Origin of the sequence: Ramlibacter humi (assembly GCF_004681975.1) — a bacterium.
GTDB lineage: Bacteria > Pseudomonadota > Gammaproteobacteria > Burkholderiales > Burkholderiaceae_C > Ramlibacter > Ramlibacter humi.
The window spans coordinates 591,414-604,852 of sequence record NZ_SMLK01000001.1 but is presented as its reverse complement, the minus strand read 5'-3'; the positions used below and the strand labels follow the sequence as shown (position 1 = coordinate 604,852).

At 70.0% G+C, this 13,439-nt stretch carries 16 protein-coding genes; 8 read left to right on the top strand and 8 right to left on the bottom strand.

Going from position 1 to position 13,439, the window contains the following annotated elements; all coding sequences use genetic code 11:
• Positions 1-4: 4 nt before the first annotated feature.
• Positions 5-931, top strand: coding sequence for a CoA transferase (locus EZ216_RS02885; protein ID WP_135248066.1), 927 nt, complete (start codon positions 5-7; stop codon positions 929-931).
• Positions 900-1,142 (top strand): KTSC domain-containing protein, encoded by a 243-nt coding sequence (locus tag EZ216_RS02880; protein WP_135248065.1) that lies wholly within the window; start codon positions 900-902, stop codon positions 1,140-1,142. The genes EZ216_RS02885 and EZ216_RS02880 overlap by 32 nt, the downstream gene beginning before the upstream one ends.
• Here the strand turns inward: EZ216_RS02880 and EZ216_RS02875 are convergent.
• The 4 genes from EZ216_RS02875 to EZ216_RS02860 all read right to left on the bottom strand — a co-directional run bounded on the left by EZ216_RS02875 (position 1,105) and on the right by EZ216_RS02860 (position 5,616).
• Positions 1,105-2,025, bottom strand: a complete 921-nt coding sequence (locus EZ216_RS02875) for a DMT family transporter (RefSeq protein ID WP_135248064.1) — start codon at positions 2,023-2,025, stop codon at positions 1,105-1,107. The genes EZ216_RS02880 and EZ216_RS02875 overlap by 38 nt on opposite strands.
• 92 nt (positions 2,026-2,117) lie before the next feature.
• Positions 2,118-2,867: a helix-turn-helix transcriptional regulator gene (locus EZ216_RS02870; RefSeq protein WP_135248063.1), complete on the bottom strand. Its 750-nt coding sequence runs from the start codon at positions 2,865-2,867 to the stop codon at positions 2,118-2,120.
• Positions 2,868-2,902: 35 nt separating this feature from the next.
• Positions 2,903-5,227, bottom strand: a complete 2,325-nt coding sequence (locus EZ216_RS02865) for a YgiQ family radical SAM protein (RefSeq protein WP_135248062.1) — start codon at positions 5,225-5,227, stop codon at positions 2,903-2,905.
• 101 nt (positions 5,228-5,328) lie between these two features.
• Entirely contained in the window at positions 5,329-5,616 is a 288-nt protein-coding gene (locus tag EZ216_RS02860) for a hypothetical protein (RefSeq protein ID WP_135248061.1), read from the bottom strand.
• A gap of 76 nt (positions 5,617-5,692) precedes the next feature.
• Between EZ216_RS02860 and EZ216_RS02855 the strand changes: the two genes are divergently transcribed.
• On the top strand, positions 5,693-6,250 hold the full coding sequence (locus EZ216_RS02855; protein ID WP_135248060.1) for a DUF924 family protein: 558 nt from the start codon (positions 5,693-5,695) through the stop codon (positions 6,248-6,250).
• On the opposite strand, the gene EZ216_RS02850 is transcribed toward EZ216_RS02855, so the two are convergent.
• From EZ216_RS02850 to EZ216_RS02835, 4 genes are read right to left on the bottom strand one after another with little or no spacing between them, the layout of a single operon-like run.
• On the bottom strand, positions 6,247-6,975 hold the full coding sequence (locus EZ216_RS02850; RefSeq protein ID WP_135248059.1) for a glutathione S-transferase: 729 nt from the start codon (positions 6,973-6,975) through the stop codon (positions 6,247-6,249). The two genes, EZ216_RS02855 and EZ216_RS02850, sit on opposite strands and share 4 nt — an antisense overlap.
• Before the next feature lie 4 nt (positions 6,976-6,979).
• The gene (locus EZ216_RS02845; protein ID WP_135248058.1) at positions 6,980-7,342 is read right to left on the bottom strand and encodes a hypothetical protein; all 363 of its coding nucleotides are present in this window, start codon (positions 7,340-7,342) and stop codon (positions 6,980-6,982) included.
• Between the two features lie 22 nt (positions 7,343-7,364).
• Positions 7,365-8,180 carry an exodeoxyribonuclease III gene (locus tag EZ216_RS02840; RefSeq protein ID WP_135248057.1) on the bottom strand — a complete coding sequence of 272 codons (816 nt, stop codon included), beginning with the start codon at positions 8,178-8,180 and terminating at the stop codon, positions 7,365-7,367.
• A gap of 48 nt (positions 8,181-8,228) precedes the next feature.
• Positions 8,229-8,441: a hypothetical protein gene (locus tag EZ216_RS02835; protein WP_135248056.1), complete on the bottom strand. Its 213-nt coding sequence runs from the start codon at positions 8,439-8,441 to the stop codon at positions 8,229-8,231.
• 108 nt (positions 8,442-8,549) lie between these two features.
• On the opposite strand from EZ216_RS02835, the gene EZ216_RS02830 reads away from it, so the two are divergent.
• The 5 genes from EZ216_RS02830 to EZ216_RS02815 all read left to right on the top strand — a co-directional run bounded on the left by EZ216_RS02830 (position 8,550) and on the right by EZ216_RS02815 (position 13,336).
• Complete coding sequence (locus EZ216_RS02830; RefSeq protein WP_135248055.1) at positions 8,550-8,996, top strand: hypothetical protein; 447 nt, start codon at positions 8,550-8,552, stop codon at positions 8,994-8,996.
• Positions 8,997-9,097: 101 nt separating this feature from the next.
• The gene (locus EZ216_RS21250) at positions 9,098-9,268 is read left to right on the top strand and encodes a hypothetical protein (protein WP_167772811.1); all 171 of its coding nucleotides are present in this window, start codon (positions 9,098-9,100) and stop codon (positions 9,266-9,268) included.
• Positions 9,269-9,284: 16 nt separating this feature from the next.
• Complete coding sequence (locus EZ216_RS02825) at positions 9,285-9,527, top strand: DUF6139 family protein (RefSeq protein WP_135248054.1); 243 nt, start codon at positions 9,285-9,287, stop codon at positions 9,525-9,527.
• A 527-nt stretch (positions 9,528-10,054) separates the two neighbouring features.
• Positions 10,055-12,313, top strand: a complete 2,259-nt coding sequence (locus tag EZ216_RS02820; protein ID WP_135248053.1) for an ATP-dependent DNA helicase — start codon at positions 10,055-10,057, stop codon at positions 12,311-12,313.
• A 183-nt stretch (positions 12,314-12,496) separates the two neighbouring features.
• Positions 12,497-13,336 carry an alpha/beta fold hydrolase gene (locus EZ216_RS02815; RefSeq protein WP_135248052.1) on the top strand — a complete coding sequence of 280 codons (840 nt, stop codon included), beginning with the start codon at positions 12,497-12,499 and terminating at the stop codon, positions 13,334-13,336.
• Positions 13,337-13,439 lie beyond the last annotated feature (103 nt).

Here is a 13,439-nt window from a genome sequence, read left to right as displayed (position 1 = left end):
CCGCATGAGCAACGCCCCGCGCCCCCTCGCCAACGTCCGCATCCTCAGCCTCGCGCTCAACCTGCCCGGCCCCGCCGCGCTGATGCGCTGCCGGCGCATGGGCGCCACCTGCCTCAAGCTGGAGCCGCCTTCGGGCGATCCGATGAAGCACTACAACCCGCGTGCGTACGAAGAGCTGCACGAGGGCGTGAAGGTGCTCACCGCCGATCTGAAGACGCCCGAAGGCCAGGCCGTCGCACACCGCGAGCTGGCGAAGACCGACGTGCTGCTCACCTCGTTCCGCCCCTCGGCGATGAAGAAGCTCAAGCTCGACTGGCCCGAGCTGCACAGCCGCTACCCGTCGCTGTGCCAGGTGGCCATCGTCGGCGGCCCGGGCGCGGGCGCCGAGATCCCGGGCCACGATCTCACCTATCTCGCCGAGCACGGCCTGGTCACCGGCCTGGATTTGCCCGCCACGTTGTTCGCGGACATGGGCGGCTCGCTGATGGCCGCGGAAGCCGTGCTGCAGTCGGCGCTGCTGCAAGCCGAGCGCTATGCGGGCTCGGGCGACGTGCATCCTGAAGGCCGCTACTTCGAGGTGGCGCTGGCCGGCGCCGCCGCGTACCTGGCGCTGCCGCGCCACTGGGGCCTGACCCAGCCGCAAGGCGCGGTCGGCGGCGCGCATGCGGGCTACCGCGTGTACCCCTGCCTGGACGGGCGGGTGGCCGTGGCCGCGCTCGAGCCGCACTTCGCGGCCGCGCTGTGCGAGGCGGCGGGTGTCGAATCGTCCGACATGAAGGCGATGTTCTCGCCCACGGCGCACCGGGCCATCGCGCACTTCCTCTCGGGCAAGACCCGGGCAGAGTTGGACCGGCTGGCGGCAGAGAAGGACCTGCCGCTGCACACGCTGGAACCCACCGATGCCCGTCATCCCCCTCAAGGCCATCCATGACTCGCAGGCGATCCGCGGGCTGGGCTTCGACGAGGAAAAACGGATGCTGGTGGTGCAGTTCGCCGGCAGCGATTCCCGCTACGGCTACCCGAACCTGAGCGACGAAGAACTCTCAGGCCTGGTCGACGTGCTGGAACACCACGAGTCGCTGGGGCACTACATCGCCACCGTGATCAAGCCGAACCACGACCACGAGCGGGTTCAGTTCTGAGTCCGCCGGCACTGGCGAACAGGCCGCCGGCCAGCAGCACGCCGAGTGCAACCAGTCCCGCCGACAGCATCACGGCCGGCTGCACCGGCGCGCCGAGGAACAGCACTTCGCCCACCGCCGTCAGCGGCGGCACCAGCGCCGCCGAGAGCGCGGCGCGTGCGGCGCCCAGGTGCCGCACGGCGGCCATGTAGGTGACGATGCCGAGAAGGCCGGCGATGACCGCCTGCCACACGGCTTGCAGGGCGACGTCCTGCCACGGCGCGGTCCAGAGCTTCAACGGGCCGGAGAACGACAGCACGAGCAGCAGCAGCAAGGCCGACCCGCCGTTGATCACCGCGGCGCCTTGCCAGGGCGTGAGTCCCGTGCGCCGGTACGCGTGCGTGTGCACGGCCCAGCACAGCGCCGCCACCAGGAACAGCAGGTCGCCGCGCCAGCTGCCCTCGCCCGCCGCCTGCCCGCGCAGCGCGAGCAGTGCCGCGCCCGCCAGCACCAGGACGAAGCCGCCGGCACGCCATGCATCGATGCGTTCGCGCCATCCGGCCCACGCGAGCAGCGCGGCCAGCACGGGGATCGTCCCGCTGACGAACACCGCGATGTGCGCGGCGGGCGCCCATTGCGCGCCCGCGAGAACCAGCAGGCCGAACGGCAGCCCGCCGGTGAGCACCGTCAGCGCGACGAGAGGGAAGCCGGCTTGCCGCGCCGCCGGCAGCGCGCGCCACCACAGCGGCAGCAGCACCAGCGCCGGCACGCCGTAGCGCAGCACCGCCATGTCCAGCGGGCCCAGCGTGGTGGTGACGCCGTGGCGTGAGACGAGCTGCCAGCCGGCGCCCATGAGAGCCGCGGCGAATGCGGCGGCGGCGCCGAAGGCGAGCGAAGAGGCCATGCGGCGGAGTATGGGCAGCGCGAGAAGAATCCGCTATCAAATTCCTGCGCGATGGCTTTCCTGCCGCGCCTTCGTCATTCCCGCGCCGCGCGCTACACCAACGCCTTTCGCGCCTGCGCCGGCGTCACGCCGATCGCCCGCCGGAACACCGCGCCGAAGTGGCTCTGGCTGGCGAAACCCAGGTCATGCGCCAGCCCGGCGAGATCATGCTCGCCGTCTTCCAAGCGCCCCAGCGCGGTCGCCAGGCGAAGTTGCAGCCGGTATTGATGCGGCGACACGCCGAGATGGCGCACGAACAGGCGCGAGAGGTGGAACGGCGAACACGCGGCGGCCTCGCCCAGCACCTCCAGCCGCTGCGCATGCCCGCCTTCCGCCATCAACAGGCGGCGGGCCCGTTGCAGCGGAACGGGCGCGGGGTCCGTGGCCAGCGCCCTGGACCTCGCCAGCGACACATCGACGTCGCGCGCGACACCCTCCAGCGCCGCGCCTTCGCGCAATGCGCGCGCGGCGAGCCGCAGGCGATACAGCTCGCGCGGCGCCACCAGCCAGGCCTTCGCGGGGGGCTCTTCATCCGCCAGCGACCGGCTCAGCACCAGGTGCGCCCGCGGCGCCTCGTGCTGCAGCTGGTAGTCCTGACCGCGCGCCAGATGGAACGCGGTGAGCTCGTCGACCAGCAGCTGCCCCGCCCCGCTGCGCATCTGCACGCCGCCGGTGCCCGGCAGGATCCACCGGCGATTCGGCGACCGATGCACCTCGCCCCACTGGTTGCCGTGCCCGGGCGCGCGCACGCGCTCGACACGCAGCGTGTCGTCACCGGCGAGGGAGAGGCGTTCGGCGGGCATGGCGTGGCGATGGTAGCCAGCGCGCCCGCCGCAGGTCAACGCGGCTTGCGGGGCGCGGGCTTGCCGCCCGTCACGCGCGGCGGCAGGCCGGTGTGCTGCGTCAGCATGCTGCCGCGCGACGGCTTGCCGCCCGTGGGCGTGCTGTTCTTGCGGCGCGCGCTGCTGTAGCTGCCGTCGGTGGCGGGCTGGAACGTCGGCACCAGGTGGTGCTTGCCGTTGCCGATGAGGTCGGCGCGGCCCATGGCCTTCAGCGCGTCGCGCAGCATGGGCCAGTTGTTCGGGTCGTGGTAGCGCAGGAAAGCCTTGTGCAGGCGGCGGCGCTTCTCGCCGCGCACGATGTCCACCGCGTCCTCCCCGGTGGCTTCACGCCGCACCTTGCGCAGCGTGTTGCGGCCCGAGTGGTACATGGCCGTGGCCGTGGCCATCGGGCTGGGATAGAAGGTCTGCACCTGGTCGGCGCGGAAGCCGTTGCGCTTCAGCCAGAGCGCCAGGTTCATCATGTCTTCGTCGCTGGTGCCGGGGTGCGCGGCGATGAAGTATGGGATCAGGTACTGCTTCTTGCCCGCCTCGGCCGAGAACTTCTCGAACATCTGCTTGAAGCGGTCGTAGCTGCCGATGCCCGGCTTCATCATCTTCGACAGCGGGCCGTTCTCGGTGTGCTCGGGCGCGATCTTCAGGTAGCCGCCCACGTGGTGCTGCACCAGTTCCTTCACGTACTCGGGCGACTGCACGGCCAGGTCGTAGCGAAGGCCGCTGCCGATCAGGATCTTCTTCACGCCCGGCAGTGCGCGGGCGCGCCGGTACATCGCCACCAGGTGGCGGTGGTCGGTGTTCAGGTTCTGGCAGATGCCCGGGTACACGCAGCTGGGCTTGCGGCAGGCGGCTTCGATCTCCGGCGACTTGCAGCCGATGCGGTACATGTTGGCGGTGGGGCCGCCCAGGTCGGAGATGACACCGGTGAACGCGGGGATCTTGTCGCGGATCTCCTCGATCTCGCGGATCACCGAGTCTTCGCTGCGGCTCTGGATGATGCGGCCTTCGTGCTCGGTGATGGAGCAGAAGGTGCAGCCGCCGAAGCAGCCCCGCATGATGTTCACGCTGAAGCGGATCATCTCCCAGGCGGGGATCTTCGTTTCGCCCTCGTGTGAGCCGTTCGCATCCGCGTACGCCGGATGCGGGCTGCGCGCGTACGGCAAGCCGAACACGTGGTCCATCTCCGCCGTGGTCAGCGGGATGGGCGGCGGGTTGATCCACACGTCGCGGTCGCCGTGCGCCTGCACCAGCGCGCGGGCGTTGCCCGGGTTGGTTTCCAGGTGCAGCACGCGGTTGGCGTGGGCGTACAGCACCGGGTCGGACTTGACCTGGTCGTAGGAAGGCAGGCGGATGACGGTGCGGTCGCGATTGAGCTTGATGCGCGGGTTGGGGACGAACTGCAAGACATCCGTTCGGGCCGAGCTTGCCTGTCCCGAGCTTGTCGAAGCGGTCGAATCCCCTGCCCCGGCTTCGACAGGCTCAGCCCGAACGGTCTGTTCTTCCTTCGCGCAGCTCTCGCCCTGCGACTTCGCCTGCTCCGAAGTCGTCATGTACGGGTTGACGTGGTCTTCCACGCGGCCCGGCATGTCCACTTCCGTGGAATCGACCTGCAGCCAGCCTTCCGGCGTCTCGCGCTGGATGAAAGCGGTGCCGCGCACGTCGGTGATGCGCGCCACCGGCTCCTTGCCCGCCAGCCGGTGCGCGATCTCCACGATGGCGCGTTCGGCGTTGCCGTACAGCAGCAGGTCGGCCTTGCTGTCCACCAGCACCGAACGGCGCACCTTGTCCGACCAGTAGTCGTAGTGCGCGATGCGGCGCAAGCTGCCTTCGATGCCGCCCAGCACGATGGGCACGTCGGGGAAAGCCTCGCGGCAACGCTGCGAGTAGACGAGCGACGCGCGGTCGGGCCGCTTGCCGCCCACGTCACCGGGCGTGTAGGCGTCGTCGCTGCGGATCTTCCGGTCGGCGGTGTACCGGTTGATCATGGAATCCATGTTGCCCGCGGTCACCCCGTAGAAGAGATTGGGCTTGCCCAGCGCCTTGAACGGGTCGGCGCTCTGCCAGTCGGGCTGGGCGATGATGCCCACGCGGAAGCCCTGCGCTTCCAGCACGCGACCGATCACCGCCATGCCGAAGCTGGGGTGGTCGACGTACGCGTCGCCGGTGACGACGATGATGTCGCAGCTGTCCCAGCCCAGCTTGTCCATCTCTTCCCGGCTCATGGGGAGGAGAGGGGCCGTGCCGAAGCGCGCGGCCCAGTACCGCCGATAGCTGGTGATCGGCTTGGCGGCGCGCGCGAACAGGGAAACGTCGACGGGGGCGTTCAAGGCAGGGTCCGGAAGGGTAACCCGCGATTTTAAGGTTCACCCCCGCCTGGCCCCTGCCGAGGCAGGCGATGTCCTGGCCGCGACAAGGATTCCGCGTCAGTTCACTTGTCTTTCGGCAGGTGGCCGCGCGCGGCTTCCAGCTCCCACGGGCTGTCTTCCACGTTGGGGCCGTCGGGGTAGCTCTGCGGTCCCTTGGCGATACCGGGCTTCGCCTTGCCGCCCTTCACGCCTGCGGGCACATCGGGGGCGGCCTGGTCCAGGATGTCCTCGCTGCCGCTGGGCGCGTCGTCCTGCGAGGCCGCCTCGCCCAGCGTCTTGTGCGTGGGGTCGCCGTCGTGGTTCTCGTTGCTGCCGTGCGCCGGGCCACGGCCGATGCTGGTGCTGCTCATGGTGGAAATCTCCTTCAACCCATTCTGGAAGCCCCCCGCCGCGCCAGCTGTAGGCACGCGCCGATACCATCCCGGCATGCCCGAAACGCAAGACATCGCCACGCCCGAGGACGTCTGCCGCTTCTGGTCCGAAGCGGGGCCGCAGCGCTGGTACCAGAAGGACGAGGCTTTCGACACCGATTTTCGCCACCGCTTCCTGCCCAGCCACGAGGCCGCGGCGCGCGGTGGGTTGATGCGCTGGGCGGCGTCACCCGGCGGTGCGCTCGCGCTGCTGATCCTGCTGGACCAGTTCCCGCGCAACGCCTTTCGCGACACGGGCCGCGTGTATGCCACCGATGCCCTGGCGCGCGTGGTGGCCCAGCAGGCGATGCAGGGTGGCCATGCCGCGCGCTGCAGGCACCAGGACCTGAAGCAGTTCTTCCGCATGCCCTTCACGCATTCGGAATGGCTGCCGGACCAGGAGCGCGCGCTGTCACTGGCGCGTGAAGAAGGCGGCGACGGCGAGCGCTGGGCGCGGCATCACCGCGACATCGTGGCGCGGTTCGGGCGCTTCCCGCATCGCAATGCGCTGCTGGGGCGGCGCAGCACGCCCGAGGAACTGGCGTTCCTCGAAGCCGACGGCTTCAAGGGTTAGCCATCCAGCTCGGGGTAGCGCCGGAAGATACCCTCCTCGTTGAACGCGATGCGGCGCTCGCTGGCAAGGTACGCTGCCAGCCGGCGATTGCGCGGCACCGCTTCATGCAGTGCCGCGACGCGAGGCGTCTTCTTCAGCATCCGCTTCGTCGCCTTCGGCAGCGCGTACAGCAGGCCGTCCACCAGCTGGAACAGCGACAGGTCGGCGTAACTCGGGCGCGCGCCCACCAGGTTCGGCACATCGCGTGACTTGTTCTTCGGGTTGCGCTCCAGCACCGTCTCGAACCAGTTCAGGAACTTGGGGATGCGCTCGCGACGGAACTCCCGGGCGCGGTGCAGCGATTCCTTCTTCTGGTCTTCGTAGTACAGGCTGGCGCCGACCGGGTGGTGGATGTCGTGCGCTTCCACCACCATGTCGGCGATGGTCAGCTGGATCTGGTGGGTCCACAGCCGGTCGGCTTCGGACGCGCCCACCAGCTTCAGGCGCGGCCCCAGGTACTGCAGGATGGCCGCGGTCTGGCCGATCACGCGCCTGCCGTCGATGAGGAAGGGACACGCGAACGGCGGCCTCTCCACGCCCGGCCCTTCCAGGATGCGCATCATCGCGGGCAGGCCTTCGCCCTCATCTTCCTCGCCGCGCGCGACGTCGGCGTAGGGCGCGCCGGCGGCGAGGCGCACGAACTCGCCGCGGCCCTGGATCGAGGGCCAGTAATGCAGCTGGTACATCGCCTCAGTGCGGCTGCGCGGCGCCCTGCGCGCCGACGTTGAAGGCGCCGGCTTCGCGCAGCAGCTGTGCCGCGCGGTCGGCCTGCCCTTCGCCCGCCCGCGCCACCAGGACGGTGGCGCCGCGCTCGATGGCCTCGGTGACCAGGTCGAGCTGGTGGTGGTTGATGTTGGTGCGCACCAGGTCCGCGAACATGCGCCCGATGGAGCTCAGCAACGACTCGCGCGTCGCGTTCTTCGCCGTGGCCTGCAGCCTCTCGAGGTTGTGCTCGATGCGGATGTCGTCGCGGGCGATCCCGGCCGAGGTGAGCTGGTGCACCGCCAGTTGCGCGGCGTGCCGGTCGTCGAAAGCGGCGAGCAGGATGGTCATGAGAAGCTCCTTTCGTTTTCTGTCATGCGGTCTTGCGGGCCGCCCGCTTGCGCGGCGCCGCCGCGTTTTTCGTTTCCAGGCGCACCCAGGCGGGCGCATGGTCGCTGGCGTGCGGCTGCCCGCGCACCCACGTGTCCACTCCCGCCGCCGCCAGCGACGGCGCCAGCGCGGGATTGAGCAACAAATGATCGATCCTCAGCCCGGCGTTACGTTCCCAATGCTGGCGGAAATAGTCCCAGAACGTGTAGATGGGCTCCTGCGGAAACAGCTGCCGCAGCGCGTCGGTCCAGCCCTGCGCCAGCAGCCGCTCGTAGCACTCGCGGGTTTCGGGCTGCAGCAACGCATCCTTGCGCCACGAGCGCGGGTTGTAGATGTCGAAGTCGGTCGGCACCACGTTGTAGTCGCCCGCGATCACCACTGGGTGCTCGTTGTGCACCAGCGTGGCCGCGTGCTCGATCAGTCGCTCGAACCAGCGCAGCTTGTAGTCGAACTTCGGCCCCGGCTGCGGGTTGCCGTTGGGCAGGTACAGGCAAGCGACCAGCACGCCGTCGATCGCGGCTTCCAGGTAACGGCTGTGTTCGTCGTCCGGGTCGCCCGGCAGTTCGCGGCGCACTTCTTCCGCCTTCGAACGGCTGAGGATGGCGACGCCGTTCCACGACCTCTGGCCTCTCCACAGCGCGTGGTAGCCCGCGTCGCGCAACTCCGCCTGGGGGAAAGCCGTGTCCAGCGCCTTCAGCTCCTGCAGGCAAGCGACGTCCGGCTGCTCGCGTTCCAGCCACTCCAGCAGGTTGGCCAGGCGGCTCTTGATGCCGTTGACGTTGTACGTCGCGATCTTCATCGGCCGGCCATCATGGCGCGGCGGATGAGGCCCGGCCGTAGGACCGCATCACTTCACGCGGCTGCGGCGGAAGGCTTCGGCGCCGCCGCTGCCGCCGCCGTCGGGGAAGTCGTGCGCCTCCAGCCGCGAACGGCGGGGCTTCATCGGCGCCTCGATGAGGGTGCTGGCGGTGTTCTCCCCATGGTCGGGCTCGGCCGGCGCGGAAGGCGCCGGATCGGTGCCGGTCTTGGCGCGCGTGGGGCTGGTGTCCGGGTTGGGCATGGCCCCATGCTGCATCGCCGCACGCTCGACCGAAGTCGGCGCGGCGCGGCGGCTCGCGTAGGAACGCGCGGCAGAACTTCAGGCGCGAACCGGCTTCCAACCAGGGTCATGCGTCTCCTGCTTGCCGTCGCGTTGTCCGCACTCGCCTGCACGGCGCATGCGGAGGATCCGCTGAAGTCGGCGGAGTGCGGCGCGGCACTGGAAGCGCTGCAGGCGGCGCGCGCCGATGGGGATGCCACTCGTGTGGAGGCCGTGCGCTCGCAGGCTGCGCGTGCCTGCCTGGGCGGCAACGGCGATGCGCAGCGGCCTTCGCCGGCGGCCCAGCCGCCGATCGCCGTTGCGCCACCGGTGATCGTGCCGCGCGAGCCGCGGCGAGCACCCGTCGCGCCGCCGCCACCCGCCACGGTGACGATCGAACGCCCAACCGTGCTCACCCATTGCGACCCGGGCGGCTGCTGGGACAGCGATGGAAGGCGGCTCAACCGTGCGGGCGCCGTGCTCATGGGCCCGCGCGGCGCGTGCGCGACCGCGGGCGCGACGGTGCACTGCCCCTGAAGCGGCGGCTGACAGCGATTGCAAGAGCACACCTACGCGCCCGTCGCGTTTCCCGTGGCGCAATCGGCTTCACCACAACAGCGACACGCACGACATACTCCATGGGCAACAAGATCAAGACCGAAGCGGATCGCCAGCGCTCGCCGGCGCCCCAGGCCACCGCGAACTTCACCCCGCCGAAGGCCGGCATCGGCCAGAGGCGCAGCCTCGAGCGCGGCACCGCCACGCGCAACAAGAAGAGCCCGGGCAAGCGCGCCCGGCAAGGCGGCTGAATCGAAAGGAAGGAACATGAAGCTGGACATCTATCGCCGGTCCGAAGCCGAGCACAAGCTGTCTTACCTGGCCGTTCCCAGCGGCCAGCCCATTCCGCAGGAAGCCGACAACGTCGACTGGCACGTCGAGAACATGGGGGCCGAGCTGGACGTGTCCAACGGCCACATCGACGACTACGCAATCGACGATCCGATGGGGCAGATCCGGGAGAAGGGTTACGCGATCACCAGCGTGACGCATCAGGTGCCGGAGCACTGAAAAGCTGCAGGCGTTCGAACGCCGAAGGCTGCGCGGCGCGCCAGTGCGCGGGTTCCAATGGCGTCATTCCCGCGAAGGCGGGAATCCATGGTGTCCGCATTCAACGGCCGTAGTGGAAGCCATGGATTCCCGCCTTCGCGGGAATGACGCGGTCAAGGTCTATCGCAGCGTGACTTACAGCACCCTCTCCGATCCCGCACACGCGTGCCAGCGCGGCGGGTGGCGCCTGGCGCGGCCGATTTCGGAAGCGCCGCCGAATCGGCCGGGCCCGGGACAGCATTACGCGCGACAGCGTGTGATGCGACTGTCCTCTAGCTCCGGTGAGTGTTTGAGTGGCGAGCGTAGCTCGCAACGAGTTGCGCCGGCCGTCCCGGGCCCGGCCGATTCGGCGGGAAGCCTGTGCGAGCCGAAGGCGAAGCACGGCCGCTGGAGCATGAGGCCGCGCCAGGCGCCACCCGCCGCGCATTCCCGGAAAACCGATCCGCAGCACCTAAACCTCACCCCAACCGCTGAGCGAAAATCGCAAGATGCAGTACACCGTCCCGGTCCGCGCGCTTTGCGAGTTCACCGCCAAGGCCGGTGACCTGGACCTGCGGTTCACGCCCGCGCCCACCGCGATGGAAGGCATCGCGGGCCACAACGCGGTGACCTCGGGCCGCGGCGGCGGCTACGAGCGGGAAGTCGCGCTGGAAGGTGAATTCGGCCGCCTGAAAGTGCGCGGCCGGGCCGACGGCTACGACCCCGGCCGCAACCGCCTCGAAGAAATCAAGACCCACCGCGGCGACCTATCGCGCCAACCGGCCAATCACCGCCACCTGCACTGGGCGCAGGCCCGCGTCTACGGCTCGCTGCTGTGCGAAGCGCGCGGCATCGAATCGCTCACCGTCGCCCTCGTCTACTTCGACATAGCCACCCAGAAGGAAAAGGTCCTCGAGCAGACCCACAGCCGCGCCGAACTGCGCGCCTTCTTCGAAGACCTGTGCGGCAGGTTCGTCGCCTGGGCCGACCAGGAACTGGCGCACCGCGAACAGCGCGACGCCGCCCTCACCACCCTCAACTTCCCGCACGCCGAATTCCGCGCCGGCCAACGCGAACTCGCCGAAGCCGCATGGCGCGCCGTCACCCGCGGCCGTTGCCTGCTGGCGCAGGCGCCCACCGGCATCGGCAAGACGGTGGGCACGCTGTTCCCGGTGCTCAAGGCCGCGCCGGCGCAGAAGGTGGACAAGGTCTTCTTCCTCGCAGCGAAGACGCCGGGCCGGCGCCTGGCGCTGGACGCCGTCGAGCGCATCGCGGCCGGAGAACCGCGCCTGCCGCTGCGCGTGCTGGAACTCACCGCACGCGACAAGGCCTGCGAGCATCCCGACAAGGCCTGCCACGGCGACTCGTGCCCGCTGGCCAAGGGCTTCTACGACCGCCTGCCCGCGGCGCGCGCCAACGCGCTGCAAGGCGCCGCGATGGACCGCGATGCGCTGCGCGACGCGGCGCTGAAGCATTCGGTCTGCCCCTACTACCTGTCGCAGGAACTCGCGCGCTGGGCCGACGTGGTGGTGGGCGACTACCACTACGTGTTCGACGGCAGCGCGCTGCTGCATGCGCTGGCGCAGGAACACGGCTGGCGCGTGGCGCTGCTGGTGGACGAGGCGCACAACCTGCTGGAGCGCGGGCGCGAGATGTACTCGGCTTCGCTCGACCCGGTGGCGCTGCGCGCGGTCCGCCGCACCGCGCCGGCGAAGGTCAAGCGCGCGATGGGCAAGCTGGCACGCGTGTGGGACGAGCTGGGCGAAGGCCAGTCCGAAACGTATGCCGTGCGCGAGAAGCTGCCCGACGACTGGTTCGACGAACTGCAGCGCACCTCCGCCGCCATCGCCGACCACTTCGCCGAAGCGCCGCACGAACCGCTGCCGCAGCTGCAGCAGTTCTGGTTCGACGCGCTCGCCATGCTGCGGCTGGCCGACAGCTTCGGCGAGCACTCGGTGTTCGACGTCACGTTGCGCCAGGGTCCGCGCGGCACCGACGCCCTGCCCTGCATCCGCAACCTGCTGCCGGCGCCTTTCCTCGGACCGCGCCTGCGCGACTCGCATGCAGCCGTTCTGTTCTCCGCCACGCTCAGCCCGTTCGGCTTCTACGCCGACGTGCTGGGCCTGCCCGAAGACGCGGCCAGCGTGGACGTGCCTTCGCCCTTCACCGCCGAACAGTTGTCGGTCAGCCTGGTGCGCAGCATCTCGACGCGGTGGCAGGACCGCGAGAGTTCGGTCGCCCCCATCGCCGCGCTGATCGCGCGCGAGTACGAAGCCCGGCCCGGCAACTACCTGGCGTTCTTCAGCAGCTTCGACTACCTGCGCCGCGTGGCCACGCTGCTGCGCGAAAGGCATCCGGACTGGCCGGTGTTCGAGCAGTCCCCCTCGATGCCCGAGGCGGACCGGCACGCCTACCTGGCCCGCTTCGCCGAAGGCGGCCGCGCCATCGGCTTCGCGGTGCTGGGCGGCAGCTTCGGCGAAGGCATCGACCTGCCGGGCGACAGGCTGGTGGGCGCTTTCATCGCCACGCTGGGCCTGCCGCAGGTGAACCCCGTGAACGAAGAGCTGCGCCGCCGCATGGGCCGGGTGTTCGGCGCGGGCTACGACTACGCCTACCTGTACCCGGGCCTGCGCAAGGTCGTGCAGGCCGCCGGCCGCGTCATCCGCACCCGCGAGGACCGCGGCCGCGTGGTGCTCATCGACGACCGCTTCGCCCGGCCCGAGGTGCGGGCGTTGCTGCCTTCGTGGTGGCGGGTCGAGGTGCATTGAAGCGGGAGCGGACGCCCTTACGCAGAGCTCGCGGAAGTTTCGCGGAGTTCGCGGAGAAAACACCAAAAGAATGAATCTTCTCTGCGTTCTCTGCGAAGCCTCTGCGAGCTCTGCGTAAGGGTGTCCGCCTCCACGGCGGCCGTTTCCTACACGCGGCGTTTCTTTGGCGCGCCATCATCCGGCATGCCTCAGCCATCGGACGATCCCGTGAGTGCCCCGCGCCGCAGCCTCACCCTGGCCCTGCTATCGCTGTTCGCGCGCCCCGGTGCGGCGACGCCGCGCCCGCCGGCGGCCAACGCGGGTGAGATCGGCATCGTGCTGCTGCACGGCATCGGCGCGACGGGCGAAAGCATGGCGCCGCTGGCGGCGAAGCTGCGCGCGCAGGGCTGGCAGGTGGTGACGCCCGACATGCCCTACGGCGGCCCGCGCGCGTTCAGCCAGCCGGTGGCCGAAGCCGAGCGCATCGCGCTCGATGCGGTCGAGCAGCTGCGCAAGAACGGCGCCAAACGCATCGTCCTGGCCGGCTTCAGCCTGGGCGGCTTCTTCGCCGCCCACCTGGCCAGCCGCACGCGCGCCGACGCGCTGGTGGCCATCGCGCCCAACGGCGGCGCCGACATGAAGAAGCTGGACGACCAGCTGCGGCAGGCCCACGCGCTGATCGCGCAAGGCGCGGGCAACCAGCCGGCGAAGCTGCAGGACGGCGCGGTGGTCGGCAACGACCGCTACGACCTCGCCGCGGCGACGCCGTCCGCGTACGTCACCTGGTTCGACCCGCAAGGCGCGATGAACTGGAAGGCCGTGTGGTCGCAGGTGCCCGCCGGGCTGCCGGTGCTGCTGGTGGTGCCGCGCCGCGACCTGGAGAACCTGCGCCGCGTGAAGGACGAGCTGTGGGCGGGCCTGCCGCCCGATCCCCAGCACCGCCTGTACGAACCGCGCACCGATCACCTGGGCGCGCCGATGGCGTCCGCGGATGAGATGGTGCGCTGGCTGCGCGAAACGGTCGAGGCACCGCCCAACCGCTGAGGCAACGCGACTGTAGGCGGACACGGACGGGCAACGGCGGCCCGCTCTTGCTTGCCGCGCGCGCCGGCGGCCTTAACCTGAAGGCATCGAACCAAGGAAAGGA